The 23595-nt window shown below is 67.7% G+C and carries 20 protein-coding genes and 1 pseudogene; 5 read left to right on the forward strand and 16 right to left on the reverse strand.

Going from position 1 to position 23595, the window contains the following annotated elements; genetic code table 11:
* A partial coding sequence (locus tag ABZ281_RS02385; protein WP_356651268.1) for a hypothetical protein occupies positions 1-887 on the reverse strand: 887 nt, incomplete at its 3' end.
* A 441-nt stretch (positions 888-1328) separates the two neighbouring features.
* The gene (locus ABZ281_RS02390; protein ID WP_356651270.1) at positions 1329-2390 is read right to left on the reverse strand and encodes a Ku protein; all 1062 of its coding nucleotides are present in this window, start codon (positions 2388-2390) and stop codon (positions 1329-1331) included.
* 328 nt (positions 2391-2718) lie between these two features.
* Between ABZ281_RS02390 and ABZ281_RS02395 the strand changes: the two are divergent.
* Positions 2719-4581 (forward strand): annotated as a pseudogene (locus tag ABZ281_RS02395) (PHP domain-containing protein); the annotation flags it as partial.
* A gap of 347 nt (positions 4582-4928) precedes the next feature.
* Here the strand turns inward: ABZ281_RS02395 and ABZ281_RS02400 are convergent.
* The 12 genes from ABZ281_RS02400 to ABZ281_RS02455 all read right to left on the reverse strand — a co-directional run bounded on the left by ABZ281_RS02400 (position 4929) and on the right by ABZ281_RS02455 (position 14851).
* Positions 4929-5117 (reverse strand): hypothetical protein, encoded by a 189-nt coding sequence (locus ABZ281_RS02400; protein ID WP_356651272.1) that lies wholly within the window; start codon positions 5115-5117, stop codon positions 4929-4931.
* A gap of 190 nt (positions 5118-5307) precedes the next feature.
* Positions 5308-5538 (reverse strand): HAD-IA family hydrolase, encoded by a 231-nt coding sequence (locus ABZ281_RS02405; protein WP_356651274.1) that lies wholly within the window; start codon positions 5536-5538, stop codon positions 5308-5310.
* Positions 5526-5852, reverse strand: a complete 327-nt coding sequence (locus ABZ281_RS02410) for a hypothetical protein (protein WP_356651276.1) — start codon at positions 5850-5852, stop codon at positions 5526-5528. The genes ABZ281_RS02405 and ABZ281_RS02410 overlap by 13 nt, the downstream gene beginning before the upstream one ends.
* A gap of 149 nt (positions 5853-6001) precedes the next feature.
* Positions 6002-7330 carry an MFS transporter gene (locus ABZ281_RS02415; RefSeq protein WP_356651278.1) on the reverse strand — a complete coding sequence of 443 codons (1329 nt, stop codon included), beginning with the start codon at positions 7328-7330 and terminating at the stop codon, positions 6002-6004.
* 91 nt (positions 7331-7421) lie between these two features.
* Positions 7422-8429 (reverse strand): nucleoside-diphosphate kinase, encoded by a 1008-nt coding sequence (locus ABZ281_RS02420; protein ID WP_356651280.1) that lies wholly within the window; start codon positions 8427-8429, stop codon positions 7422-7424.
* A gap of 73 nt (positions 8430-8502) precedes the next feature.
* The gene (locus tag ABZ281_RS02425; RefSeq protein ID WP_356651282.1) at positions 8503-9711 is read right to left on the reverse strand and encodes a condensation domain-containing protein; all 1209 of its coding nucleotides are present in this window, start codon (positions 9709-9711) and stop codon (positions 8503-8505) included.
* 123 nt (positions 9712-9834) lie between these two features.
* Positions 9835-10077 (reverse strand): phosphopantetheine-binding protein, encoded by a 243-nt coding sequence (locus ABZ281_RS02430; protein WP_356651284.1) that lies wholly within the window; start codon positions 10075-10077, stop codon positions 9835-9837.
* Positions 10078-10114: 37 nt separating this feature from the next.
* Entirely contained in the window at positions 10115-10939 is an 825-nt protein-coding gene (locus tag ABZ281_RS02435) for an FkbM family methyltransferase (protein WP_356651286.1), read from the reverse strand.
* Positions 10936-12915 (reverse strand): cobalamin-dependent protein, encoded by a 1980-nt coding sequence (locus tag ABZ281_RS02440; protein WP_356651288.1) that lies wholly within the window; start codon positions 12913-12915, stop codon positions 10936-10938. The genes ABZ281_RS02435 and ABZ281_RS02440 overlap by 4 nt, the downstream gene beginning before the upstream one ends.
* Positions 12916-12931: 16 nt before the next feature.
* Positions 12932-13621 (reverse strand): alpha/beta fold hydrolase, encoded by a 690-nt coding sequence (locus tag ABZ281_RS02445; protein ID WP_356651290.1) that lies wholly within the window; start codon positions 13619-13621, stop codon positions 12932-12934.
* Positions 13622-13719: 98 nt separating this feature from the next.
* Positions 13720-14031, reverse strand: a complete 312-nt coding sequence (locus tag ABZ281_RS02450) for a phosphopantetheine-binding protein (RefSeq protein WP_356651292.1) — start codon at positions 14029-14031, stop codon at positions 13720-13722.
* Position 14032: 1 nt separating this feature from the next.
* A complete protein-coding gene (locus ABZ281_RS02455) occupies positions 14033-14851 on the reverse strand; it encodes a hypothetical protein (protein WP_356651294.1) in 819 nt (272 codons plus the stop codon).
* Positions 14852-15118: 267 nt separating this feature from the next.
* Between ABZ281_RS02455 and ABZ281_RS02460 the strand changes: the two genes are divergently transcribed.
* From ABZ281_RS02460 to ABZ281_RS02475, 4 genes are read left to right on the forward strand one after another with little or no spacing between them, the layout of a single operon-like run.
* Positions 15119-18217, forward strand: a complete 3099-nt coding sequence (locus ABZ281_RS02460; RefSeq protein ID WP_356651296.1) for an amino acid adenylation domain-containing protein — start codon at positions 15119-15121, stop codon at positions 18215-18217.
* A 49-nt stretch (positions 18218-18266) separates the two neighbouring features.
* Positions 18267-19562 (forward strand): SidA/IucD/PvdA family monooxygenase, encoded by a 1296-nt coding sequence (locus tag ABZ281_RS02465; RefSeq protein WP_356651298.1) that lies wholly within the window; start codon positions 18267-18269, stop codon positions 19560-19562.
* Positions 19563-19564: 2 nt separating this feature from the next.
* On the forward strand, positions 19565-20191 hold the full coding sequence (locus tag ABZ281_RS02470; RefSeq protein WP_356651300.1) for an FMN-binding negative transcriptional regulator: 627 nt from the start codon (positions 19565-19567) through the stop codon (positions 20189-20191).
* On the forward strand, positions 20188-21777 hold the full coding sequence (locus ABZ281_RS02475) for an AMP-binding protein (RefSeq protein WP_356651302.1): 1590 nt from the start codon (positions 20188-20190) through the stop codon (positions 21775-21777). The genes ABZ281_RS02470 and ABZ281_RS02475 overlap by 4 nt, the downstream gene beginning before the upstream one ends.
* Here the strand turns inward: ABZ281_RS02475 and ABZ281_RS02480 are convergent.
* On the reverse strand, positions 21768-22535 hold the full coding sequence (locus tag ABZ281_RS02480) for a TIM barrel protein (protein WP_356651304.1): 768 nt from the start codon (positions 22533-22535) through the stop codon (positions 21768-21770). The genes ABZ281_RS02475 and ABZ281_RS02480 overlap by 10 nt on opposite strands.
* A 6-nt stretch (positions 22536-22541) precedes the next feature.
* On the reverse strand, positions 22542-23582 hold the full coding sequence (locus tag ABZ281_RS02485; RefSeq protein ID WP_356651306.1) for an inosamine-phosphate amidinotransferase 1: 1041 nt from the start codon (positions 23580-23582) through the stop codon (positions 22542-22544).
* Positions 23583-23595: the final 13 nt, after the last annotated feature.

Genomic DNA, 23595 nt, shown 5'->3' on the forward strand with positions numbered 1-23595 from the left:
GGCGTGTCCTTCTCCCACGGGGGCGGGTCGTTGGCGGTGCCGGGGGGCGGCAGCTGTACATCGGTGCAGCCGTGTCGCTCCGCGGCGCGGAGGACGAACGCCTTCAGCAGCGCTACGGCTGCTGTGTTGTCCTTCGCTCGCCTCTGCGACGGCCGGACCGAGAACCGAGCCAGGACCGTGCTGCCGGGGCACTGGGCCGTGGCGCGGAACCGGTCCCGGTACTCGTTGGTCTCGTCCGACCAGTTGCGCCGCTCGATGGCCGCGGCGAGCGCCTGCGCGCCGTAGCGCGCCTCCAAAGTCCAGGTGTGCCGTTCGGCGTCCGTCTGGTCCGCGGGCAGTTCGTTGGACGTGCTCAGGACACAGCGTTCGTCCAGGGGCCGGGGATCGGTGTGCGCGCCCCAGGCCCACGCGATTCCCGGGTGGCTTTCCACGGACAGCCCTGCGCAGGTGCCCTCGCGGACGTCGGCGGCGGTCCAACCGCCGCCCAGCGGCGAGGAGGCCAGCAGAGCGGACGCGTCCTCCTGAGGGAAGTAGAACTGCACATTCCGCGGGCCGATCACGTCGTCGTCCGCGTCCGGCAGCCGGCTGAGGGTCAGTTGCACGTCGTCAAGCACGCAGTACCAGTTGTATGTTTTGCGGCCGCCGCTGCGCAGGTCGTTGTAGAGACGGTCCGGTCGCAGACCGGTCAGCTCGGCCGCCTGCGACGACGGCAGCACGCCGTCACAGTAGGACCCGAGATGGTCCTCGTACCGCCATCGCCGTCCTGTGTCGCTGACCTGGTACCAGATCCAGCCCGCCAGCACCACCAGCGCCAGGGGCAGCGCGCCCCACAGGGCCGACCTGCGCAGTACGCGCGCCGCGTTCCCCTTCCCCTCTGAGCTGATCATCGATCCATCATGTGGTCCGAGCGCGGGCGTTGGCAACGGTGGGTCAACTGTTCTGGTCCCGCCCGGCGTTGGCTCGCCGGGACGCCGAGTCGATTACCTATGCCGGTTGAGTATCAGCGCTCAGGCGGGCCTGCTGACCCGCCCGTAGCGTCCAGGCCATGCGCATAGACCACGCTGCTCGCGAGCCGGTGCGCCGGGGCGGGCATCACCGCAGTGGGATCCAGCCTGCCGGAGCGCGAAGTGACGTCCCGGCAGGTGCAGGAGCGGATCGTCGCAGCATCCGGGCTTCCTTGCCGGCGCGGATGCTCGCGGTGCGTCGGCGGAGAGCAGGGCCCGGAACCCGTCCCACTTCGCCTCCGCGGCCCAGCCGGGCCGCAGGTCGGGCTGGGGAACAGGGGCGCTGAGCATGGGATCAGGCAGGTTCCACGGCATGGTCGCGGGTCAGGCAGCGCTCGTCTTCTTGCGACGACCCCGGGTACGGCCGAGAGCGTCGATGAGTTCTTGGCGGCTCATCTTCGACCGGCCGGGCAGGTCCTGCTCGGTGGCCCGCTCGTACAGCTCTGCCTTGCTCAGCTGCCGCAGCTCGCCCTTACCCGCCCCCCGCTCGCGGGACGATGCCCGGGCGGCCTTCGGCTGCTCCTTTCTGCCGGCGGTCCTTCGTGACGTCCCTGCGGCAGGCTTGGGTGCTGTCTTGCGTGCCGAGCCCGCCTGCTTCTTCTTGCCGCTGTGGGCCTGGTCGATGCTGCCCTGCAACGCCTGCATCAGGTCGACGACGTTGGTGGCCGCCGGCGCCTCCTCGGCCGCGGCGGCCTCCTGGCCCTCGGCCTTCGCCTTCACCAGCTCGCGCACCTTCTCCTGGTAGGTGTCGCGGTAGCTGGAGGGCTCCCACGGTCCGCTGAGGGAATCCACCAGCTGCAGCGCCATGTCCAGCTCCTTGCCCTTCCCGGCGCGGCCGGAGGGCAGTTCGGGTAGCTCCTTGTCCGGGTCACGGACCTCATCGGCCCAGTGCAGGGTCTGCAGCACCAGAATCTTGTCCTCCGCTCGCAGGGCGGTCAGGTACTGCTTGCCGCGCATCACGAATGTCGCAACGCCGACCCTGTTCGACTGGGCCAGGGCTGCCCGCAGCAGCTCGTAGACCTTGGTGTATTCCTTTCCGCGCGGGGCGAGGTAGTAGGTGCGGTCGAAGTAGACCGGCTCGATCTCCTCGAGGTCGACGAAGTCGGTGATGTCGATGGTCTGGGAGCGGCCCGGCGCGATCTCGTCCAGTTCCTCGGGCTCCACGATGACGTAGTCGCCCTCGCCCACCTCGTAGCCCTTGACGATGTCGTCGGTGCCGACCTCGTCGCCGGTGCGTTCGTTCACCCGGCGGTTGCGGATCCGGTCGGCGGTGCCGCGCTGGAGTTGGTGGAAGTGGACGGTGTGGTCCTCGGTTGCGGAGTACAGACCGACTGGCACGGTCACGAGCCCGAAGGTGACCACACCGGTCCAGATCGCGCGTGCCATGACCGCCCACTCCATCCCATGTCGCCAGCCGGCCAGTCGGGGCCATGCCCCGCGCGTTCCTCGCCCGGTCCGCACCCAACTGGTGTGTCTCTTATGAGACACCGCAGGTCAGCGGCCCGCACCTTGCGATCAGGTCCGAGCGGGAGGTGAGGCCGCCGCTATTGCGGATGGACCTGGCGAGCCGTCGGACGATCGCCGCGAGGTGCGGTGCAGCCGCCTCACTAATTCGCACGCTTGTGCGATTCCTGGTTATGGTGGATACCTGGAGAGGACCCAGGTCAGGGAGGACACGGGAGAGGTGGAGGTGTGAGGCCGTGGATTTACTCATCTGCGCGTCGCCTCTGGATACTCCGCCCGTTACGGTGCCTCCCTCCCCGGCGCTCTTGTGCAGCGCGCTGCCGAGCGCGGGATGACGACGCTTGCGCTTACCGACCGGGATACCGTCGCGGGCACGGTTCGCTTCGCCACCGCCGCCGCGGCCGCCGGTATTCGCCCAGTGTTCGGTGTCGACGTCGCCGTCTTGCCGCTCACCTCGCCAGCCCTGGCCGGTCGGCCGCGTACGCCTGTGCGCGGCGGTGCGCATGTGATCGAGCCTCCGCTTCGGATCACCCTGCTCGCGCAGAACGCGGGCGGGTGGGCTCGCCTGTGCCGCCTGGTGTCCGCCGCGCACGCCGAGGCCGACGGCGCGGCGCCGGTCGTGTCCTGGCCCACCCTGCGCGCCTATGCCGAAAAGGGCCTGGTGGTGCTGCTCGGCCCGGCTTCCGAACCGGTGCGGGCCCTGTCCGCCGGCCGCCCCGACGTCGCCGAGCAGTTGCTCGCGCCGTGGCGGGAGCTCGCCGGAGAGCAGCTGCGGCTGGAAGCTGTGTACCTGGGGCGGCAGGGCACCGGGGCGGGCTCGCTGCGGCTGGCCGCGCGCACCGTGGGCCTGGCTGACCGGCTCGGCGTCCGTACGGTGCTGACGAACGCGGTCCGCTACGCCGACCCCGACCAGCTGGCCGACGTGCTCGACGCGGCCCGGCTGCTTCGGCCCGTGGACCGGCGGCACCTGGACGGCGGTGAACGCTGGCTGAAGGGTCCGGCGGCCATGGCGGCGGCCGCCGACCGTATCGCTCAGGCTGTCGGCAACGACTCCGCCCGGGCGGTCCGCCTGCTGGCCGAGACCGAGGCCGCCGGCCAGTCGTGCACCCTCGCCCCGGGCGATCTCGGGCTCGGGCGTCCACACTTCCCCGAACCTGCCGTCGTCGGCGCTGGCGCAGAGCGCGGGTCGGCGATGCGGCTGCTGCGGCAGCGTTGCGAGGCGGGGATGGGCGCCCGGGGCCTGGACACGCACGAGCCTGCCGTACGACAGCTCGACTACGAGTTGGAGGTCATCGGCCGGCTGGGCTTCGAGGGGTACTTCCTGGCCGTGGCGCAGGTGGTCGCGGACACCCGGGCGCTGGGGATCCGGGTCGCCGCGCGGGGCTCCGGCGCCGGCTCCATGGTCAACCACGCGCTGTTCGTCGCCACGGCCAACCCTCTCGACCACCGGCTGCTGTTCGAGCGGTTCCTCAGCGAGCGGCGTACGTCGTTGCCGGACATCGACCTCGATGTGGAGTCCGAGCGGCGCCTGGAGGTGTACGACGCGATCATCAAGCGGTTCGGGCGGGAGCGGACCGCGGTCACCGGTATGCCCGAGACCTACCGCGCGCGCCACGCCCTGCGCGATACCGGACTCGCCCTCGGGACCCCGCCGCAGGTCGTCGGCGAGATCGCCAAGAGCTTCCCGCACGTCCGGGCTCGGGACATCCGCGGCGCCCTCGCCGAACTGCCGGAGCTGCGGCAGCTTGCCTCCCAGGCTGGGAAGTTCGGATCGCTGTGGGAGCTCGCCGAAGGCCTCGACGCGCTGCCCCGCGGCTACGCCATGCACCCGTGCGGAGTGATTCTGTCGAACGCGTCGCTGCTGGACCGACTTCCGGTGCAGCCGACCCCGGCCGGCTACCCGATGGTGCAGGCCGACAAGGAGGACGTCGAAGATCTTGGGCTCTTGAAGCTCGACGTCCTGGGCGTGCGCATGCAGTCCGCGATGGCCTACGCGGTTGCCGAGATCCGCCGCACGACCGGACGCCTCCTCGATCTCGACAACCCCGACCACGTCGACCTCAACGACCGGCAGGCCTTCGAGATGATCCGGGCCTCGGACACCGTCGGCCTTTCCAGCTCGATTCTGTGTCAAGTCCAGCCGTGTTACCTTCCTCCATCATCGTGCGGCGGCGGGGCCGTCACCTTCATGCTGATCACGGCTGCCATGGGGGTGGTCGGTCTTTCGTGGATCGCCTCGAACCGGACGCTTATTTACGCCAGCTTCTGAGTCTGCCTCCCGGGTCAGTGCGCGGCGTCAAGATCAGTTGGCCTGAAACACCAGATCGGACGATCGTGCGAGTCGTTGGGGTGTGGCGTTCTGGTCACGGGACGGCTGGCGAGCAGAGGGTGCTGGAACGGGCTGGAGGTGCAGGTTGGGCGTGTTCTCGCGTCTCATGTCGCCTCCGGGTTCTCCGCCTGCTACGGGGCCTCGCACCGGGAGGCCCTGGTCAGGAAGGCGCCGGACTCGGCCGAGACCATGCCGCTGCCGACGGGCAGCCGCTGCTCGGCGAGGAGGTGGTCGCTGCGGCGGCGAGCGGGAGGCCGGAGACGACTCGTCGCGAGCGGCTGGCCGCCGAGCTCGATGTCCTGTCCATCGACGTCAGCCACCACCTGAGGGGCAAGGGCCGGTGGTCAACCGGCGCGCAGGCGATAGAGAAACCTCACAGATCGGTCCACGGCAGCCCACTCCCGCGTTCGCAGCGGAAAGGTTCGACCGGCGACGAGTGCCTATGCTTCGGGGACGCCTGCCACAAGCCGTGCATCATCGGCCGTTCGCACAGGTGTGTTGTAGCCGACATCAGGACGGTAGATCCAGGTGGCCGGCGATACGGGCAATCGTCCGCGCGTTGTCTCGAAACAGGAGCGCCTGCATGCCGACCGCTGCGGCCGCGTCGACGTTCTCAGCAACGTCATCGATGAACAGGCAGTCCGCAGGCTCTGCTTCCAGCGCGGCACACGCGACCTGGTAGGCGCGCGGATCCGGCTTGGTGGTTCCGATCTCGTGCGAGTAGAGGACTACGTCACCCAATCGCCGAGGCGGTAGAGCCGCTCTTCTCGCTCCCGGGCCCCGACGAAGCTGTTGCTGAGGATGCCGAGCCTGCAGCCCGATCGCAAGCCCCGCACGTAGGCGATCAGTTCTTCATTGGCACTGCCCAGGTAGTCGGCCCACAGGTCGTCCATGAACGCGTCCGTGAGGGACTCGCTGAGTCCCAAAACCACGCTGACACGTGCACGCATCTGCTGCTCGCTGATCATGCCAATGCTGGCCGCCTGCCACACGTCCGCCAGCAGCCGGTCCACCGATCCCGGCGGCCCGCCGAGCCGCCGAGCCGCCGTTCCCATCTCAAATCCCACCCCGTCACCGGAGTGAATTTCAGTACCCCGCCTACATCCAGGATGACGCAGCGCGAACCCACGACTCATCTCCCCTCCTGTACTCGTGCGTTCAGGTTCGTCCGGGGGCTGCGGCATGCACGAGAGGACGCCCCGCCTCAGTCTGCACGGCGTTTCTGCGCGGCAGGTCTCATCGCCGCAGGCCGGTCAGGGCCGCCGGCCGGCGCGTTGGGCACGTCCGCACCGCCGTCCGACCGGTACCGCCAGAAGGAAGGGCACAACCTGACGGCGGCGGCCATGGCGACGATGGCACCTGCCCCTCCCCCGCAGATCGCCCAGGTGGTTCCAACCGCCGCCCCGACCGTTCCGTGAGCCACTTCGGCCATCCACGGGCCTCCCGAGGCAACCACGGTCATGGCACCCTGCAGTCGGCCCCGCATCCTGTCGGTGCTCTCCGCCTGCAACACCGTGACCCGGAAGGCGCTGAGCACGAAGATTGCGACGCCCGCCACCACGAGGAAGACGGTGGCCTGCCACAACCGGTTGGAGAGTCCAAACCCGATGATGGCCCCTCCCCAGGCGCAGACGGCGAGGGCGATCGCGACCCCGTGTCGACACACACGGGTGAAGGTTCCCGAGAGGGCGCCAGCGAGAACCGCGCCCAGGGGGATGGCCGCGTTCAGCACTCCGAGCGCCACTCCGCCCCCGGCCGGGTCTCCGAACGCCTGTTGGGAGACCTGCGGGAAGAGGGCCGCGGGCATACCGAAGAACATGGCGACGAAGTCGGACAGGAACGCCACGAGCAGTACCTTCTGGTCTGCCAGATAGTGGAAGACCGCGAGCACGTCGCGCAGGCCCGCCCCATCCCCCGCTCGGCGAGCGCGAGCGGGCAACGGTGGCAGTCGCCAGACAGCCCAGAGCGTCACACTCAGCGTGATTGAGTCCAGGAGGTAGAGCGTGGCGATTCCGGTCACCGGCAGCAGCGCACCGGCCAGCGTCGGCCCGGTCACCGCACCGAACCAGAAGACCATGGACTCGAGAGCGTTCGCCGAGGGCAGGAGGTCGGTCGGCACCAGGCGCGGAGGGACAGCACCACGCGCCGCGCTGTTGGCGCCGAAACAGCCCTGCTGCACGCCGACCAGGACAAAGAGCACCGTGACCGAGCGTAGCCCCCCGGCTGCTTGCGCCCACAGCAGAAGCGAGGTCAGCGCGATGCCGCTGTTGGTCACCAGGAGCATGCGGCGCCGGTCCACTGCATCGGCTATGGCTCCACCCCAGAGGGCGAAGAAGACCAGCGGCCCCAGTGCCGCCAGACCCGCAAAGCCCACGTAAGCAGACGAGCCGGTGGTGTCGTAGATCTGCAGTGGCAGTGTGACCGCGGTGAAAGTGCTTCCCACGGACGTCAGGACCGTGGACACCCACAGGCGGCGGAAAGGCGCGATGTGTAGAGGGCGGGTGTCGACGAGCAGTCGCCTCCACCTGTTCATCAGCGTTCCCCCACATCAGTCCCCCATCGGTCCGTTTTGCTTCCAGGGCCGGGTTCGCCGGACCGCCGATGCGGTCGGGGAAGGCCGGGTGTCATGAGTAGATGCCCTCGATCTCCTTGTTGCGCCGGAAGGCGTAGCTGTGGCTCTCGACCATGACGCGTTCCAGCGGCGAGATGTAGACGCCGTGCCCGGTCAGTGCGGCGACGGCCTCCGGTTGTCGCTGACCGTGCAACTCGTGCAGGTCCGACAGCGCTTCCACACCGGCGATCAGGCCCTGCTCCCCGTGTCGGACTGCCGCACGGGCCAGCGGGTCGTGAATCGCCCGGTCAGTGCGCTGGGCGCAGAGCATCCGTTCGTCGGTCGTGGTACAGCCAGCGAGCGCGTGCTGCTGACGCGTCAGTGCCTCCCGCGCCCGCTGGAGCTCGCTCAGGGCTTCGCCGTCCCTGTGCAATGCGGCGGCCAGTCTCATGATGACGCGGCGCCTGATGCGCTGGGCGATGGCCTGGAACGACGTCGCGTCGGGACCGTGGAAGGCCGGAAGGGCGTCGAAGAGAGAGCGCACGCCGGTCAGCCCGACCACCCTGCTGTTGCCGGGCAGGGCGTCGCAAACGTGCAGGAGGTGTTCGGCCTCTTCGGCGCCGAAGAGGATGTCCAGCTCGCGCAGCGCCGATGCCGTGTCGTCAGGGCTGTGCACCAGGTTGAAGATGACGTTCTCGCCCATCCTGCGGATCGTTTCCGGAGCGGCGAGTTCGGGCCGAACGTGGCCCTTGCAGCCGAGCATCGTCTCGCACGCGGATCCCCGCTCGTGCGAGAGCATGATCAGGCACGCAGGTGCCACCGCGTACAGCCCTTCGTGCGTGCTCCAGGAGAACTGGAAGTCCTCCGAGCCCGGGTTGGTGATGATGAAGGTCGTACCCCCGTAGAACTGCTGCATCTTCTCGACCTCCAGTCCGACCAGGCGGCAGACCGACGGGCGCAGGTGATGCGCCTCCAGGCGATCGAGAACAAACGGCAGTGCCCCGCCGACCACGGCGTCGGGGGTGAGAAGAACATAGGTCCACGTGTCGCTCCAGCTGTCGAACAATCCTGCCTCGCCCACCCGCTCGTGCCCCTTTCCTGCTCGTTCAGGGTGCTGTTTCGCCCCGGACGCCGACCGCGCGGGGACAACCCGGTCAGATCTGAGGGCGTTCCAGGACCGCGGACACTTCGTCGACGACGGCCGCGAGCGTGGCCGGGTCGATGCGTGAGGGCTTATGGATGACGTCGGCCCGGAATCCGTCGGCGGTGGGGTACCACTGGAAGCCGAGGTCCCGCCAGTAGTGGTAGGTGGGTGTCACGGGCAGCGGCCGTATCTCGGCATCCGCGAAACGAGGGCCCGGCTGGTCCTCCAGCAGGCCGTATACCATGTCCACCCTCATGGAGTTCGGCTCTCCCAGGACCTGCATGACCGGGTGGATGTGGCAGTCCCGGTACCTTTCGGCAGCGAGCCAACTCGCACGTACGGCGGCTACGACGTCACCGAAGGAACGCGCTTTGGCGACCTCGACGCGGGTCATGCGTGTGTTCACGAAGAATCCCATCAGGTTCCGGACGGCGGGGCTCTCGCGGCTGGCGGTGTCGGTCGCGAAGAGCAGATCGGTCCGACCTGTCACCCTGGAAGCGGCAACGGCGGTAGCGGACAGCAGGACGAGGAACGGCGTCGCCCGGCAGGAGCGCGAGAGCTCACGGATCGACGGATAGCGATCAGCCGGGAAGAGGAACGGAGCGAACCGCACCTCCGTGGACGGGAGCGTCGACGTGTTCCGCGGCTGCGGCCAGGCGAAGCCATCCTGGTATCCGGCCAGGACCTTCTTCCAGAAGGGCACAGCACGGGCCGCCGCGGTCGGCCAGGCGGCGCGCTGCGACCGCGCGTAGTCGGCATAGGTGGTGGGCAGGGGCGGCAGACGTGGGTCACGGCCCTGGAGCCTGGCGGCGTAACACTCCGAGAGGTCCCTCCAGAGGATCGCCATGGTCCATTCATCGCAAATCAGGTGGTGGACGATGACGGCCAGCACCCATCCGGCCTCGACCGGGTGGATCTGCGCCTGGAACAGTGGTGCGCCGTTCACTATCTCGGCGGTACCACGCCGCTGGGCCAGCAACGCGTCCGCGAGGGTGTCCACGCCGAACGAACCCGAGCCGTCAGCCAGCACCTGCCGCCGTGACCGGCGGACGGACTGCACGTGTCCCGAGTCCGTCGGCACAATGAACGTGCGGAGTACCGAGTGGCGTTCCACGAGATCGTCCATGGCCGCCGCCAGCAGACCAACGTCGATGTCTCCCTGAATCTCGAACAGGAACACGTCGTCGTACTGCGGGGCGACCTCGGGACAGCGGCACATGTCCCGGATCATTTCCTGCTGCTGGAAGGACAGAGGGTGAACTCCCTGTCCGGCCGGCGCCCTGTACACCGCCACTCTCCGTCCTGCTGGTCGGCCTGCCCGCCCACGAAGGGACAGGTGTTCCTACTTCGCGCCGGTGCCGAGCTCATCGGCGAGCGCGGCCACGAATTCGTCGAACCGGGAATGGTCGAAAAGGATGCTCATGGGGAGCGGGCAGTCGCAAAGCTCCTCCAGCATGGCCATGATCTGCATCGCCATGAACGAGTGGCCTCCGACGTCGAAGAAGTCGGTGGCGCCATCGACCTCGGTGCCCAGGACCTTCTCCCAGATGGCCCTGGTCCGGGAATCGAGCTCGTCGATCAGCACAGGGAAGTACCTCCGCTTCATGCGTGCTGTGGGCGCCTCAACGGCGGATGGCTGTCAGCAGTCGAAAAGGCGTCCCGGGATACGGTTCGTGGAGTCGCGCGGTGAATCCGGCGGCACGGATGTGGTCGACCAGGGTGTCCGGATTTCCCGCCTCGGTATGCACCTCGGCGATGATCCTCGCGGCGTTGCGCAGGCTGTTCCCGGCGTGCGCGAACAGGTCGAACTCACTTCCCTCGCAGTCCACTTTGAGCAGGTCACACGGTTCGGCGAGTACCTCTGCGATGGGGACCGAAGGGATGTCCATGGTGGTCTCCGTGAACGCTTCTGCCTGATCCGGCTCCGGCGGGACGAGCGTGTTACGCGTGTGCCGTTGGTGGACGAACAGGCGGGCCGGCCCTTCGACTCGCCCGACGACCGCCGCGTGATGGCACTCCACCTGCCACTTCCGGGTATGGGCACTCAGACGCTCATACGCTCCCGGGAAAGGCTCGTAGCTGACGACGCGGGCTCCGCGACTGGCGGCGAGCATCGCGAATACGCCCACGTTCCCGCCGATGTCGACCACCCGCCAGCCCGGTTGCGGAACCAAGCCCGGCAGGTCGTACTCGCCACGCATCCAGATGTCCTCGATGACGCGGCATGTCACCTGGTTGTCCGAGACCGAGACAGGAACACCGTGGAATGTCAGGGTTTCGCTGAGTCCCATGCGGAAACGAATCAGCGACAAGAGGCTCATTCCGTTACGTACACCGCGCGCCCAACGTCCCAGTCGGTTGCGCCGGAACCGCTCAGAGAAGTCCGCGTCCTCGCCGGCAGGGTTTTCCCTGACCAGGGCGAGCGGTGGCAGATGCGCTTTGCTCATGTTGCCTGCCTGAAAGAACGAGTGGGGCTGGCGAGAAGCTGCCAGTTGGGAAGGACCTCGCGGAAACGCAACACCATGCCCTGGCAGTAGTTGGCGTTGTGTTCGAGGCTGCGCTGCGCCATGTAGGGCATCTTCTGGCGGGCCCGGTGATCGATGCGCACGGTGGCGCCTGTGTCGGGCAGAGGGATACCCGTGAGGATCTCTCGTTCCCGCAGGTAGCGGCACATGTCCGCGGATACGTCCACCAGCACGCTCTGTTCGTCGTCCAGGTCGTGCACGCGCGTCTCGGTGAACGGGTGGTCGGGAACGCGTATCCGTTCCCGGTAGATGTACGGGCGGGCCAGCAGGTCGAGTTCAAGTGCCTCCCGGGCGAACGGATCCTGCCACCACGGCTGCTGCCTGGCGTAGTCGGCCAGCAGACGGTCGAACTCCGCCCGGTGCGAACTGAGCGTCATATGCGCGGTCTTGCCGCTGTTCAGGAGGTCGTAGTTGGCCAAGTCAGCCACCGAGCGCGTGAAGAACCGGCATATTTCACTGTCCGTGCGGGACCTGAAATAGTCGGCCACGTCGGAGAAGAGGTCACCGTAGGTGATTGTCCCGGTGCTGTCCAGGTACCCGGAGAGCAGGAACAGGGCGCGCATGTTGTACAGCGTGTGCAGGGCGTAGTTCAGCCAGTAGCCCGCGCGGCAGTCCTCTTTGGAGACCCATTTGGTCCCCACGACCACCTCGGCTTCCGCGACGTCGCTGGGCACCTCCTCCGTCTGAATGCCGAAAAGCTCCTGCTGCCCGAACATGGGCGTGTTGTGTAGAAGGAGTTGAGGATAGACGATGATGGTGTCGGCATAGGATCGGCAGAGTTTGGTGAGACCGTCCTTGAAGGTCTCGTAGGTTTCCCCGGGCAGGGGCCAGATCAGTTCGACGTAGGAACTTATCCGCTTCTCGCGCAGGGTTCGCTGGAGAGCTATATACGTCTTCTCTCGGATGTTCTTGCGGTCAACCAGTTCGAGAGTGAGAGGGTTGAGGGTCTGCAGGGATATGGGCTGCGTGACCATCAGCCCGCCGCGCACGAAGGTCTCGGTGATCTCAGCCATGCGTTCCGGCTTGTTCTTTGCCGCGGCCATGTGAACCACCAGTGGATAACCCGTATCCTCACTGCAGCGCACGATGTGCTCGCTGAGCTCCACGTCCCGGGGCGACAGACCCCAGTTGGCGTCGGCGATGAAGAGCCCTGAGAAGCTGTGTGCGCTGATCCAGGTGAGCTCTTCCTTGATGCGCTCGGCCTCGAACTTGTGCACCTTGTCGTTGGTTGCCGCACCCCAGTAGCAGAAGCCGCAGCGGAACGGGCAGCCCCGGTTCGTCTCCATGATCGCGAAGCTGTAGTCCTGCCCGTCGAACACCCCGTTCAAGAATGGGGACGGCATCTCCATGAGATTCTGGATGCGAGGTGCGTTGGGGGTGACGACGAAGTCGTCACCGTCCCGGAAGCTCAGTCCGGGCACCTGCCGCAGGTCCGGGTGTCCGGTCCTCACCTGCCGCAGAAACTCACGGAAGGTTCGCTCGCCTTCACCGTTGCACACGTAGGTATTGCGCGCGGTGGCAGGGATATACCTTTCCGCATGATTCATCACCTGGGGCCCACCCAACAGGAAGTGACTGTCCGGAAGAGCGTCGGTAAGCTCTTTTAGAAGCCACTTGACGAGCTTCATATTCCAGATGTAGCAACTGAAGGCGTAGATGTCCGCACGCTTGGCGATGAGCTCCGCAAAGATCTTCTCACGCTCCATGGTGACCGGTGAGGAGTGGATCTGGAACGCGTATGCGCCATGCAGCAGCGGATCGCTCTGAGCGTAGGCCTGCATGTAGCCGGAAGCCAGCGGCAACATGTTCTCGTAGGTCGGCAACTCGACGAACACCACTGACCTGGTGGTGCCCGCATCCGCCTCGACCGGCTCCATCGGGAACTGGCTGCTCGACATACCTGTCAACCTCCCCTTACTGAATTCCTTGCAGATGCCGGCGCAGGATTCCCGTCACGCTGTGCATGTGGTCGTGCAGGTAGAAGTGGCCGCCCGCGAAAACCTGGACCTCGCTCGGGCCCGTGGTGAGCTCCTGCCACCGGTGGAGCACCTCGCAGGACACCATCGGGTCCCTGTCCCCGCCGAGGACCACCATCGGCGCGGTCAGGCGCCGCGGTTCGGGGCCGTACGTGTAGTCGTCGGCGAGGGCCATGTCGGCTCTGCACAGCCGCAGTGCGAGGTGCAGCGCCTCGGGGTGCTCCGTCATCCCCTTCGGCATGGCGCCGTAGGCGGACAGGAGATCGAGCAGTTCGTCGTCGGTCAGGTCCCGGGGAGATGTCGCGGCCGGGAACTGCTGATGCGGCGGCACGGCGGCGGAGGCGAAGAAGGCTGCCGGTGCACGCCCCTCTCGCTCCAGGCGCCAGCAGATCTCGAAGCCCACAAGTGCTCCGAAACTGTGCCCGAAGACGAACAGCGGGCCGTCGGTGCCGGCGACCTGACGGGCGAGGTCGTCGGCCAGGCTCGCCAGGTCCGGGGCTACGGGTCCCTCGTAGCGGGAACCGTGCCCGGGGTACTGCGCGGCGGCCAGACGGATGTCCTCCGGGAACCAGCGCGCCCACGAGGCGAAGCTCTGGGCGGAGGCGCCGGAGTGCGGCAGCAACAGCACCGTCGCCGATGTTCCGTCAGGCTCAGTGCGTCGCAGCTCCCACAGCTCGACCGGAACACGGGATGTGTCTGCGGCCCGCCTCGAGCAGGATGCCCTCCTCATGTCGGCTCACAGGTTTCCGTGTGGCGGGCCGGGGCGGTGTCTGCTCCCCCCTCACCGTCCACCACGTCGGCGACCATCAGGTCGATCCTGTCCGCGAGGTCCTTCAGGACAGGCGCGTCCAGGAGCAGTCGCACGGTGAACCTCGCCTTCCAGACCCTGCGTAGCTGCAGCACGACCTTGGTCGCGAGGAGGGAGTCACCGCCGATGTCGAAGAAGTCCTGGTCCCTTCCGATCGAGTCGAGGCCTAGCACCTCGGCCCAGATGGCGGCGACTCGCTGTTCTGTCAAAGTCTTCAGATCGGCATCCACGTCATGTCCTCACGGCTTCGGCCGGCCGCCCGGCAACTTCGTTCAGGAACGTCAGCACCACGTCGCGGGTTCTCTCGTCCCGCAGCAGACTCGGGCGATCGCAGTCGATCCGGACCGTCTGGAGGTCATCCTCAGCAAGCCATGCCGCGTGACGGGGGTGTTGAGCGGAGACGACCTGCAGCACCTCACCGGAGTGCACGGGCAGTCCCCGGTGGTGTACGGCCACCAGGTAGGTGATCCACTCCACGTACATGTCTATGACCTGGCCCAACAGGTCGCTTGCCTCGTCATCCGCGAAGTCTTCGGCGACGAGAGCCGCCGCGGCCCGGCGGGCAAGGTCCCGGGCTATCGAGTCGACCAGCTTTCTCGGGTTCTCCAGCAGGCGGCGAAGGTCCAGGGATGGGTGGTGTGCCGCGTTCTTCCCGTCGATCTGGCGGACCACGGACGCGTACGCGTCCAGAATGTGGTGAACATGGCACTGAGAGGGGTCGAAGAAGACCACCGGAAGCGGCCGCTGGTGCACACCGACCGCGGATGACGCCAGCGAAGCCGCGAGCGTCGCGGTCGCACAGTAGGACAGAACCGCCACGGGGCGGGTCGGCAGGTCCGGCAGGCGTGCGAAAAGCTCTGCGGCATAAGCCGTTGTGCTGACCTCGTCGGGCAATGGATGGACAAGTAAATGACGGCAGTCGAATCCGAATCCTTCCAGCCCCAGGTCGGCGATGTGAGCTTCGGGTCTGCGCCCCGGGTAGTCGAGTACCAGGAGAACCGGTCTCGCGCTCACCAAAGCGGCGTTCCCGCCGGTCTGCTGGTCGGGCACTGGCACTTGCACCTCACTTCCGTACCTGCAGGACATCGCACAGGAAACGGCACAGGGATTGCCGATTGACACGGCGCTCCGCACTCCTCGGTGATTCAACCGCCGCACCGCTCTGGAAGTCCAGCGTCTTCCTGATCAGCGGATACAACGGGGTTCGTCCTTGACCGCCCGATGTCGAAGACGGAAACATGGGAACGTCCTTCAGGAGACGAATTGAGGGCTGCCACCATGGCCTGACCTATTAGTGAAGGGCTGGTAACCCGACCTATGCGGGATTCCTATGAGTACGGCGACCGAATAGATCGTGTTGTTTTGTTCCACGCTCGCCGAAACCCCACCGACATCGCTGTTCAGCAGGACGGACATGCGCTGACGTACGGCCAACTGGTGCAGAGGGCCGCCGCGTTCGCGACCCGGCTGAAGGAGGCCGGCGTCGCCCCTGGATCCTTTGTCCCCACTTCCATGGCGCGGTCCACGGAGCTCGTGGTGGCACTGCTGGGAATTGTCATGGCAGGGGCGGCCTACATACCCATGGACCCGGCCTGGCCGCTGGAGAGGACCGAGTCCATCGCCCGGCGGTCCGGGGCCCCATTCGTCATCTCCGACGGTGAACCGGGAAACTGCGGCGAATCTCGCCGTCTCCCGTTCCGTACGCTCCTCGCGGATGATGCTAAGATTCCCCCGCTCGACGCCGTTGCCGAACCGGTCGGCTCGGGAGCCGACGCCGCGAACATGCTGTTCACCTCCGGATCGACCGGACAGCCCAAAGGGGTGATCACCCCACACCGCGGGACGGTGCGCGCCCTGGTCAACGTCCCCGTCCTGCCGCTGGACCGCAGCACCACGTTTCTGCAGGCGGCTTCCCTGCCGTGGGACGGTTTCGCAGTGGAATTGTGGGGCGCGCTGCTGAACGGTGGTCAGTGCGTGCTGCTGGACCGTGGCCGGACGACTGTCGACACCGCCGTCCTGCATCGGAGGATCAGCGACGGCGTGAACAGTCTGCTGCTCACCCCTGCCCTATTCGGCGTCATCGCCGAGGAGGACCCCGCCGTCTTCGCCCGCGTCCGGCTCGTGGTGGTCGGCGGTGAACGGGTCTCACCAGCGCACATCCGCCCTGTGCTGCGCAGGTTCCCCGCTCTTCCGATAGTCAACGTCTACGGTCCCGCCGAGGCGTCCGTCATCGCCACGGCTCACTCCATCAGGCTCGAGGACGTGGCGGACGAAGCGGTGGACGTCCCCATCGGGACGGCGCTGCCGAAGACCCGGGTCGAGGTGCTCACCGAGGGCGGCCGACCGGTGCGTACCGGAGAGCTGGGGGAAATCGTCATCGCCGGGGACGGCCTCGCGCTGGGCTACCTCGACGACCCGGCTGAGACAACCCGCCGCTTCTTCCAGGCTTCGGGGCCACGGCCGGCGCCGGGGACCTACTACAGGACCGGAGACCTGGCGGTGGTCGACGCGGACGGCACGCTCCGCTACCGCGGTCGCGTCGACCGGCAGTTCAAAGTGCGCGGGGTCCGGATAGAACCCGGCGAGGTGGAGTCCGTGCTGGAAGCCCACCCGTGCATCACGGCCTGCTGCGCGGTCCGGATCGAGCCCGCTCCGCAACGGGCGGAAGTCGCCTGCGCGTACACCACGTCGGACGGCCGCCCGCTGGCGGACGCGGAGGTGCGCGACTTCGCCGCCCGACGCCTGCCGCCCGCCATCGTGCCCAGTGCCTTCGTCCATCTACCGCGGCTTCCACTGGGTGCCACCGGCAAGGTCGACAGCGCGGCCGTCGCCGCGCACCTGCACAGATATCGCGTCCCGTCCGGCGACTCAGAACCGGACGGATCCGCGGCGGACGCCCTGATGGGCGAGGTGCGCGAGATGCTGGGCCTCCGCTCACTCACTCCTCGTCAGGACGTCATCGACGCCGGGATCAGCTCCCTTGACGTCATCCGGCTGGCCGCGAGGCTCTCCGCACGGCTCGGAAAGGACGTCAGCGTCGCCGACGTCTACAGTCTGCGGACCGTCGACAAGGTGCGCGCCGCGGCTGCCGACCGCACCCTCGGAACGTCGGCCCCACCCGTGCTCACCGGGGGCGACGCACCGGCCACGGGCCCCCTGTCACACGCCCAGCGGCGCTTCCTGTTCGCCGAGGCCATGGCTCCGGGAGCCGCTGACAACCTGGTGGTCACCGCCTACCAGCTACGCGGTCCCCTGGACCTGCGAGTCCTGCGGCAAGCGCTGCGGGACGTGGTGGTCCGCCATCCGATCCTGCGCACCGTCTACCCGAGACGGAACGGCGTGCTCGAGCAACGGATCATCGCACCCGAGGAGGTGATCGTCTCGCTGGAGGAGACGGCTGCTCCGCAGGGCCACGCGCTCATGAGCCCGCGTCATATCGCCGAGCACGTCACCGGCGACTGGTGGGCCGCGACGCCCTTCGCACTGGACCGGGACATACCGATACGCGCACGGATGTGCACGCTCGGGCAGGACCACCACCTGCTGATGCTCTGCATCCACCACATAGCCTTCGACGGCTGGTCCGAGGCACTGTTCTGCCGCGACCTCGCCGCCGCCTACGACGCGCGGTTGCGTGGGCGTCCGCCGGCAGCCACCGCCGGACCGAGCTACCTGCGCTACGCCTTGTGGGAAAGCAGTCGACTGGACCACTGGCGCGAAGCCGACCTGCCGTTCTGGCAGCAGAACCTCTCACCTCCGGCGGAGGCCTTCCTGCCGGCACCGACGACCAAGGGCGAGGCGCCACGCCAGGAGTTGTCCCAGCACCTCGACGCCGACACGGTCGCCCGGTTGGCGGCGTTGGCCGGTGGGTGCGGCGGACCTCCGGTCGCCGTCCTGCTCGGGGCGGTGGCCCTGGCCATGCACCGGGTGTTCGGCGTTGCCGACCCGTGCCTCGGGACCGTGACCGCAGGCCGTTTCGAGACCGCGCTCCACGACCTGGTGGGCTACTTCGTCAACCCGGTGGCCGTACCCCTGCGTTCGGTCCGCTCCGACCAGCCCCTTGCCACGATGCGCGCCTCCGCCGCCGGCCTCGTGTCCGGTCTTCGACACAGCCGCACTCCCTTCGACGAGTTGGTACGCGAATTGAAGCCCGACCGGGCGCGCCACCCGTGGTTCCAGGCCTGGGTGATCCACCAGAAGCAACAGCCTCGCACGGTCCTCGAGCAGCACACGACCTTGGCACCGGTGCGGGTCTCACCGCCGCGCACCGCCGCCGAGTGGATGCTCCAGGCATTCCCCGACGACCTGGGCGGGTGGGAGCTGGTCACCCACTGGCGCACGGACGCCACCGACGCGGCCACCGCGACCACGGTGGCCGACGAACTGTTCTCGGTCCTGCGCTCCTCGGTGCGATAGCCAGATCCGTCGCGGCACTCCACAGAGCTACTCACGAAAGGCGTACAGCATGGCCAACCGCCCGGATCGGTCGACCGCGGACGTGGTCGGAATCGGTTTCGGCCCTTCCAACCTGGCACTGGCGATCGCGTTCGAGGAGATGGGAGGCGCGAGCCCGACGGAGAACGCGCCGGTCCTCTCCTTCTTCGAGAAGCAGCGGTCCTTCGGTTGGCATCACGGCATGCTGCTGGAAGACGCGACCATGCAGGTGTCCTTCCTCAAGGACCTGGCCACCATGCGCAACCCGACGAGCCGCTACACCTTCACCTCCTACCTGCACGCCAGGGACCGTATGGCGGAGTTCATCAACAGCAAGACGCTGTACCCGCTGCGCGTCGAGTTCCATGACTACCTGGAATGGGCTGCCCGGTCCTTCGCTCCTCAGGTGTCGTACGGCCACGAGGTCACGGCCATCCGCCCGGTTCCGCAGGACGGCTCCATCTCCGCCTTCGACGTCGTCACCCACCCGGCGCTCACCGCGTCGGAGCCGGTGGTCCGGCGTGCTCGCAACGTGGTGATCGGGACCGGACTCACGCCGTACCTGCCGGAGGGAGTGCAGCTGTCCGATCAGGTATGGCACAGCTCCGAGCTGGTCTACCGGGCAGGGCGGCTCGTCGGGCGCCCCGTTCGGCGGCTGGTCGTCGTCGGTGCCGGGCAGAGCGCCGCGGAGGCCACCGAATACCTGCACCGCACCTTCCGGAACGCCGAGATCTGTTCGGTTTTCACGCGGTTCGGTTACAGCGTTGCCGACGACAGCCCGTTCGCCAACGGCATCTTCGACCCGCAGGCGGTCGACGAGTTCTTCGCCTCACCCGACGACGTGAAGCAGGCGCTGCTGGCCCAACACAGCAACACCAACTACTCGGTCGTCGACCTGGCCCTGACGCAGGACCTGTATCAAAGGAGCTACCAGGAGAAGGTGCTCGGCCGTGAAAGGCTCCGGACGCTGCACACCTCCCGCATCAAGGACATCCGGCAGAAGGACGGCGGGGTGGAGCTCGACGTCGAGGCGCTGACCACAGGAACGGTCCGCCAGATCGACGCGGACGCGGTGGTCTATGCGACCGGTTACCGGCCGACTGACCCCCTGCAGCTGCTGGGCAGCCTGGTCGCGGAGTGCAAGCTGGACGACCTGGGCCAGCTTTCGCTGGAGCGGGACTACCGGGTCGTCACCTCCAACGCCGTGCAGGGCGGCATCTACGTGCACGGCAGCGGCGCTGAACACACCCACGGGCTCTCCGCCGGCCTGCTGTCCAACACAGCGGTGCGCGCTGGAGAGATCGTCCGCTCCATCCTGGGGAGGTAAGCGTGTACGTGCCGCCGATCTACCGGTCGCCGGAGCCATCGCGCCTGCGGTGTGTGGTGCGCGACCATCCCCTGGCCGTCATGGTGACCAACGGCCCCGGGGTGCCCTACGCGACCCACCTACCGATCGTCTCCCCTCCCGGCAGTGCGGACGCGGGCGAGTTGGTCGGCACCACGCTGCTCGGCCACATGAACCGGGCCAACCCGCACTGGTCCGCGCTCGGTGACGGGGTGTGCTCCCGCCTGCTCTTCTCCGGGCCCAACGGCTACATCACGCCCAGTCTCTACCGGACCACGCCCGCTGCTCCGACGTGGGACTTCGTGGCCGTGCACCTGGAGGGAACGCTGCGGCTTCTGGAGGGGCGCGACGAAACCCTGCGCGTGGTGCGCCGCACGGTGGAGGTCTTCGAGCAGGACTTCGGGGACGGCTGGGACATGGAGCCATCGCTCGACTACTTCCGGCAGATCGGCGTGGGCGTCGGAGCCTTCGAATTCCGAGTAACCGCGGCGGAAGGAATGTTCAAGCTCAGCCAGGAGAAGGACGTGGCGGTTCGCGCACGCATCGCCGAGCGTTGCCCGGCCGACCTGTCCCGCCTGATCACCCAGTTCTGCACGAAGGAGTCATCGTGACGACACAGACACCCGACTGCGGCGTCGGCCTTTCGGCACGGTCGTTGTGGGGCGGGCCGGCCTCTCCGCGCTGCCTGCTCGACTCCCTGCTGAGCACCGCCCGAGACCGGCTGGACACGGTGGCCCTGGTGGCCGAGAACGGTGAGTTCACCTACGGGGAACTGCTGGCCTGGGTGCGGCGCATCAGCGACCTGCTGGTGGAGAACGGCGTGCGTCCCGAGGACCGGGTCGCCGTGACGGGTCCCCGAGGGCCGGAGGTCGTAGCCGCGTTTCTCGCCACGATCTGTGTCGGAGCCACCTACGTCCCCTTGGACCAGGAGTATCCGGCCCGGCGCCTGGCCCACATGCTGCGGGACAGCGCGGCGCGCACACTGCTGTACACCGGCCCGGCGCCCTCCTTCGACACCGGCGCCGTCCCCCTGGAGATCCCGCCGGCCCCCGACGCCACGAGTGCTGCCGTTGATGCCGACTGGTCGCCCGTCGCGTGCAGGGCCGACCTGCCGGTGTACGTCATCTACACCTCGGGATCGACCGGGTGGCCGAAAGGAGTGGTCCTGCCGCACAGGTGCATCGACAACATGGTGCAGTGGCAGTGCGGCCACTCCGTGAGGTCGGATCTGCGCACCGCGCAGTTCGCCCCGCTCAACTTCGATGTGTGCTTCCAGGAGATCCTCGGGACGCTCTGCGGTGGCGGAACCCTCGTCATCATGCCCGAGCCCTGCCGGCAGGACCCGTTCGCCCTGTTCGGCTGGCTCGTCGAGGAACGGATCGAGCGCATCTTCCTGCCGTACATGGCGCTGCACATGCTCGCGGTGGCCTCCTCCGCGGAGGACGACGGGGACCGCCTCTGCCTTCTTGAGGTGAACACCGCCGGTGAGCAGCTGGTGTGCACCCCGCCCATTCGGGAGTTCTTCGCCCGGCACCCCACGTGCCGACTCGCCAACCACTACGGTCAGAGCGAGTCCGCGATGGTCACGTCGCATATCCTCGAAGGCCCGAGCGAGACGTGGCCCTCGCTGCCGCCGATCGGCGTCCCGCTTCCCGGTTGCGAGGTCCTGGTCGACCCGGCCGAGTCCGCCGATCCCGATGTCGGCGAGTTGCTGGTGGCCGGACTTCCGGTGTCCAACGGGTACTTGAACCAGCCCGACCTGAACCGCTCCCGGTTCGTCACCGTGCCACCGACGTCGCAGGGACACACCCACGCGTTCCGCACCGGTGACCTGGTCCGGGTGGAGGACGGTGTGGTGCACTTCCTGAGCAGGCTCGACCACGACGTGAAGATCCGCGGCATCCGAGTGAACCTGCTGGAGGTCGACGCCTGGCTGCTCGACCGGCCCGGTGTCAGCGAGGCGGCCTGCGTGGTCGTCGAGTCTCCCGGAGGCACCCGCCACCTGCGTGCGGCGGTCGCGACCAACGAGGACGGCACCGACATGGACGTCGACACGCTTCTGGCGGAACTCGCCGAGGTTCTTCCCGCCGTGTCGGTTCCGCTTTCCCTCGAGGTGCTGCCCGAGCTGCCGCGCACTCCCAGCGGCAAGATCGACCGTGACGCGGTGGCTGCCCTGATTCGCCGGCATCACGCCTGAGGGCTCCCGAAGACGTCGAAAGCGTGCTGGAGTGCCTCGACCGGGCCGCCACAGGGGATGAACTCGTGTCCGACGTAGCCCGTGTACCGTTTCTCGCGCAGCAGTGCGGCAATCGCCGGCCAGTTGACCTCCTGGCGGTCGTCGAGTTCGTGGCGTCCGGGCACACCTGCCGTATGGACGTGCTTGATCAACGGCAGGTGTTGGTCGATGGTGCGGATCACATCGCCTTCCATCAACTGCATGTGGTACACGTCGAAGAGCAACCGGAGGCCCCGGGAGCCCACCTCGTTCACCACGGCAGCGGCCCACCCCGTGCTGTCACACTGGTTGCCCACATGGTCGATCTTGCTGTTCAGCGGTTCTAGCAGCAGCGTGACTCCAGCAGCGGCGCTCTCGGCGGCCAGCGGAGCCAGACCCTCGGCGCAGATGGCTATGGCGTCCCGGTCCGAGGCCGCCCCGCGGTTGCCGGCGTTCACCGCGAGGTAGGGAATGCCGTGTGCGACAGCCGTCTCAAGGTTGCGCCGGACCTCGTCGGTCAGGTGGGGATGGTTCGCCCTGTCGTTGAAACCCACCTCCAGGGAGGTGTGACCATCGATGACCACCATCTCGAGCCCTGCGTCGAGTGCGTCGGGCCAGAAGCGGGCCGGCAGGAAGTCGACACCGCGGTAGCCGATGGCCGCTGCCGCGGCCAGGAGCCGTGGATCCTCCGGCCGGCCCTCGGTGAACGACCACCAGGCGAAGCTCTGTGCGTAGGTCATCCTCGCTCACCTGTAGGACTCGAGCAGGCCGGTCCTCCGCACGTCGAGGGTCACACAGTGGAACCCGCCGCCGAGGGTCCGGGAGTGCGTCAGCTGGAGCGGCAGGACATCGATGCCGTGATGCTCCAGAGCACGGATCAGGTTCACCTGACGCCTGTCGACCACCGCCTGCCCGGGGCCCAGGAGAAGAAGGTTCATGCCGATCCAGGTCGAGCAGTACGGGCGGTCTCCGACGAAGCCGGTGTCGACGAGTTCCGGGCACTCGATCCGGTCCCACCCACGCAGGAATTCCGGCAGGTTCGCGTCCGTCACGCGCGCCGGGTTGGTCAGCAGCAGCCCCGGCCGCAGGGGGACGAGCGTGGAGTCCACGTGTGTCGCGGCATACAGGTTCCGGCACGGGTGCACGGTGTACTGGTCGCCGAGAACGGACTGGAGCCACTGCCAGCCGAGCTCGTTCCCGCTGTCGGAGACCAGATAGAGAATGTCCGTGCCGAAGCGGAGGACGTTGGCCGCATCGAACGCTGGCTCGAGGTCACGCAGCCGGTGGCCTGCGGGGGCGGTCGCGTCGTAGATCTCGTCCAGCAGGCGCGGCTTCGGAGCGGAGATCCAGCGCGCGCCCTCGGCGAAGTACTCCAGGAACAGTTCCTTGTAGGCGAACGGCTCGAGGAACCGCGAGCGCAGCACCATCGGGGTTTCGATGATGGTGTTGCCCACGGTCAGGATTCCGTCTCGGGGGCAGTAGTCGTAGAAGCCGTCGGTCTGCCAGTCGGGGGTACCGAAGGGACGAGAGTGGTCGCGCGGCTCCGGGCGCCGGACCTTCACTCCGGCAGCCAGCAACTGGTCGCAGAGCTCCTGCAACTCCGCCTCGGTCTGCTCCACGACGTGTGCCGGATAGGGACCGGACACGATGTCCTGGGGGGAGGGCAGGTCCGCGAACTCCACGGCGTGCAGTCCGGTGTCGGGAACCGGTATGCGGGCCCCGGCCATGGTGCCCACGATGATCTCCTCCAGCGGATCCCACTCGGTGTGGACGTTCACCAGGCTCATCTTGTTCCTCCTC

This window comes from Streptomyces sp. NPDC006265 (genome assembly GCF_040613555.1).
Lineage (GTDB): Bacteria > Actinomycetota > Actinomycetes > Streptomycetales > Streptomycetaceae > Streptomyces.

Excerpts from the sequence above, each read along its gene's own strand:
- ABZ281_RS02425 (WP_356651282.1), bottom strand. The coding sequence starts at position 9,711 with ATGTGCCGCTGTCCCGAGGTCGCCCCGCAGTACGACGACGTGTTCCTG.
- ABZ281_RS02460 (WP_356651296.1), top strand. The coding sequence starts at position 15,119 with ATGCGGGATTCCTATGAGTACGGCGACCGAATAGATCGTGTTGTTTTG.
- ABZ281_RS02410 (WP_356651276.1), bottom strand. The coding sequence starts at position 5,852 with ATGGGAACGGCGGCTCGGCGGCTCGGCGGGCCGCCGGGATCGGTGGAC.
- ABZ281_RS02440 (WP_356651288.1), bottom strand. The coding sequence starts at position 12,915 with ATGTCGAGCAGCCAGTTCCCGATGGAGCCGGTCGAGGCGGATGCGGGC.
- ABZ281_RS02435 (WP_356651286.1), bottom strand. The coding sequence starts at position 10,939 with ATGAGCAAAGCGCATCTGCCACCGCTCGCCCTGGTCAGGGAAAACCCT.
- ABZ281_RS02480 (WP_356651304.1), bottom strand. The coding sequence starts at position 22,535 with ATGACCTACGCACAGAGCTTCGCCTGGTGGTCGTTCACCGAGGGCCGG.
- ABZ281_RS02485 (WP_356651306.1), bottom strand. The coding sequence starts at position 23,582 with ATGAGCCTGGTGAACGTCCACACCGAGTGGGATCCGCTGGAGGAGATC.
- ABZ281_RS02415 (WP_356651278.1), bottom strand. The coding sequence starts at position 7,330 with ATGAACAGGTGGAGGCGACTGCTCGTCGACACCCGCCCTCTACACATC.
- ABZ281_RS02390 (WP_356651270.1), bottom strand. The coding sequence starts at position 2,390 with ATGGCACGCGCGATCTGGACCGGTGTGGTCACCTTCGGGCTCGTGACC.
- ABZ281_RS02465 (WP_356651298.1), top strand. The coding sequence starts at position 18,267 with ATGGCCAACCGCCCGGATCGGTCGACCGCGGACGTGGTCGGAATCGGT.